The sequence below is a fragment of the Thiolapillus sp. genome, assembly GCF_048562965.1.
Classification (GTDB): Bacteria; Pseudomonadota; Gammaproteobacteria; order Chromatiales; family Chromatiaceae; genus Thiolapillus; species Thiolapillus brandeum_A.
This window is the reverse complement of the sequence record NZ_JBHNMF010000366.1, coordinates 1-3,319: the sequence shown is the minus strand read 5'-3', so window position 1 is coordinate 3,319 and position 3,319 is coordinate 1. Positions and strand designations below refer to the sequence as shown.

1 protein-coding gene is annotated in these 3,319 nt (G+C 53.9%); it reads right to left on the bottom strand.

Annotation, left to right across the window (positions count from 1 at the left end; translation table 11 throughout):
* Positions 1–102 precede the first annotated feature (102 nt).
* Positions 103–3,276 (bottom strand): type I restriction endonuclease subunit R, encoded by a 3,174-nt coding sequence (locus ACOCD2_RS14845; RefSeq protein ID WP_295368586.1) that lies wholly within the window; start codon positions 3,274–3,276, stop codon positions 103–105.
* Positions 3,277–3,319 lie beyond the last annotated feature (43 nt).

The window sequence follows — 3,319 nt, the reverse complement described above, 5'->3', positions numbered from 1 at the left end:
GGCAGCAGCGATGCTACGTGATCCACAGATGACGAAAACTGAAGTTGCACAGCATTTCAGGATTTCCCGCGTAACATTGAATAATTCGCTAAAACGCCATGGCTACCAGTACCCCCTTCCATAATCTATATTGTAAATTCCTTGCCCACTTCCGTAGTAAGCATCAAACACGTGCTCATACACATCCTCAACCTTCTGCTGGAACAACTCAGGTGTATAGCTTTCAGGTAGATCCGTATCCAGCACATCCTCGATGGCAACCCTGACCGCAGCCTGTGAGCGCTGGAACTTTCGCCAGTCGAGTACGAGTTTGCCCTTTTTCAAGTTATCCAGAAGATCCCGCGCAGCCTTCTTGACCTGCTTTATCTCTTTCTCTGACAATTCCGGGCCGGGGCGGGTGAGGATATCAAACACAGCCAGTTCCTCTTCGCTCAATTGCTCGGCAACGCTTCTCTGCTCTTCCTCGCTGAGGCCTTTGGCAAAGTCCAGCAGTTGCCTGAAGAATTCATCCACGTTCATGCTGCCGGCATTGTATTCGTCGATCATCTGCTGGAATTTCTCCAGATAATCCATACGGGAGCGATTTAGCCGTACCATTTGTTTCAGTTTGCTGCCCAGCTGCCCTTTCAGTTTTTCCGCTTCGGTGCGCTTCCTTCCCTTGGCAAACCGCTCCTGCAAGGCTTCGAAGTCGATCTGTGACAGATCGACCCAGCGCTCCTCACCGTAACTACCGGCTTTGTCACGAATAACATAGCCTTCCGGGTGTATGGAATCATCAAGCAGTTCTTCCACCTGGCCCATGACATCCGAAATATCCACGGGCGGCATCAATGCCCTGATCTTCTGGGCCAGCACTTTGAACAACTGGCTACGCTGGGCAAATTCCTCTGCCCGGGGATCAGGCAAGACCGCCTTGTACAGACGCCAGATACCATCGGCCTGGTTGAGATAGGACTTCTTGCTTTCCTCGTTTAGCAGAATCGCCTCAACTGCATCATCCAACTGCTTTATCTTCTGCATGCCTTCCGATGATTGAACGGCATCGAGATCCATGCCCTGCTTCGAGCAGAATGTCTCCAGGCCATGGACAGCCGCTTCGAGCTCGGCGACCAGTTCTGCCTTGTCCTTTACTGGCGTATCGCCGCCCGTGCCACCGCCATAGATCGACAGGGCTTTTTCCAGATTTCTGAATACGCCGACATAATCCACGATCAGGCCATTCACCTTATCCTTGAATACCCGGTTGGCCCGGGCAATGGTCTGCATCAGGGTATGGTTACGCATGGGCTTGTCGAGATAGATGGTCGAGCAGGAAGGTGCGTCAAAGCCAGTCAGCCACATGGCGCACACAAATACGATACGGAAAGGATCATCCGGGTCCTTGAACTTGGTCTCCAGATCTTCACTGATCATGCGCTTGCGATGGGGTTCAATGTTCAACCTCTTGGCCTTCATCTCCTCTATCTCGTTCTGTCCCTGGGAAACCACCACCGCCATGTCGGTGGATTCCATGTAGTCGAGCTTTTCCTTTATCGCTTCGCGAGCATCGTCCGTAAGCGCGGTCGCCATTTCGTCCATGAGACGGGACATCTCCTTTTTCCAGTACTTTTGCACCTTGTCGTACATACGAAGCGCCGTGGCCTTGTCGATACTGATGACCATAGCCTTACCTGGAAAACCACGGCTGAAAAAGTGCTGTACGATATCTTTTGCCACGGCTTCCAGACGATCTTCTCGCGTAATGAGGTGATACTGCCGGGCGAACTCGCGCTCTAGCTTCTTCTCCTGCGCTTCATCCAGCTCAGCGGCCTCGAGCAAGGCTTCCATGTCCTCATTGAGGTTCTCATTGGTGAGCTGCAGTTCAGGTATTCGGTTTTCATAGTAGAGCGGCACCGTGGCGCCATCTTCCACTGACTGGCGAAAATCATAGACGCTCACGTAGTCGCCAAATACTTCCCGGGTCTTTTCTTCGCCAACGATCAGGGGCGTGCCGGTAAAGGCGATGAAGGAAGCATTGGGCAGGGCCGTACGCATGTTCATAGCCAGGGTGTCATACTGACTGCGGTGGGCCTCGTCGGTGATGACGATGATGTCATCCCGTTTTGACAGCACCGGATGAGGTTCACCCTTCTCGGTACGAAACTTGTGGATCAGCGTGAAAACATAGCGATGATCCTCACTCAGCAACTGGCGCAGGTGCTGGCTGGAGGTGGCCTGCGCTTCCTTCTCGGTTACCGCACCAGCCGCCGCAAAGTTCTTGTAAATCTGGGAATCCAGCTCCTGGCGGTCGGTAATGACCACAAAAGTCCAGTTGCCCGGCACGTTGCGCAATACCTTTTGCGCAAAGCAGATCATGGAAACGCTCTTGCCGCTGCCTTGGGTATGCCAGAACACTCCCAGTTTCCCGGCCCGGTGCTTGATGTCTTTCAGCGCTTCGATGGCATTGTTCACCCCAAGGTACTGGTGATTCCTGGCCAGCAGCTTGATCAGCCCGCCCTGAACTTCCATGAACAGAGTGAAATTCTCCATCAGATCCAATAGCCGGGCGGGATCACAGGTGCCCCTGATCATGGTCTCCAGGGAAACTACGCCTTCCTCGCCCTCGCTGTTGATCTTCTTCCACTCGGCAAAGTGCTCCCAGCTGACGGACATGCCGCCAATACGACTGCGACTGCCATTGGAAAGGATGATGAAAGCGTTGTACCAGAAGAGCTGGGGAATCGTGTCCTTGTAGTCCCGCAGGTTCTTGTTGTAGGCATCTTCCAGGCGGGCATGGGTGGCCTTCAGTTCGACGAAGAGCAGCGGAATGCCGTTGACGAACCCCACCAGATCAGCCCGCCGGGTGTACATCTCGCCGGTGATCCAGAACTGGTTCACCAGCAGAAAATCATTGTTGCCGGGCGTGTTCCAGTCCATGAGACGTACCGTTTCAACGGTCTCACCCTGGCCATCCGGAGCCGGGATCTTTACCCGAATCCCTTCCTTGATCAGCTCATAGATCTCCCGGTTTGCCTGAACCGGTGCCATGGCGCTGCGATCCTGGGTCAGTTCTTCCATGGCCTGATCGAACGCTTCTTGCGGAAGCCCCGGGTTCAGCCGCTCCAGCGCGGGACGCAACCGCGACTTGAGCACCACCTCGGTCTTGGCATCCCGCCCGAGTATGCTTTTTCCGCTGGAATCGAATTCGTGGAATCCATTGACCGTCTCCCAGCCCAGTTCGGAAAACAAGCCTATTGCAGGCTGCTCAACCAGATTATCTTCTGAATATTCAGACACTTCTGCCTCTTATCCCTGTTCCATGCCAAATCTCCACCGTACC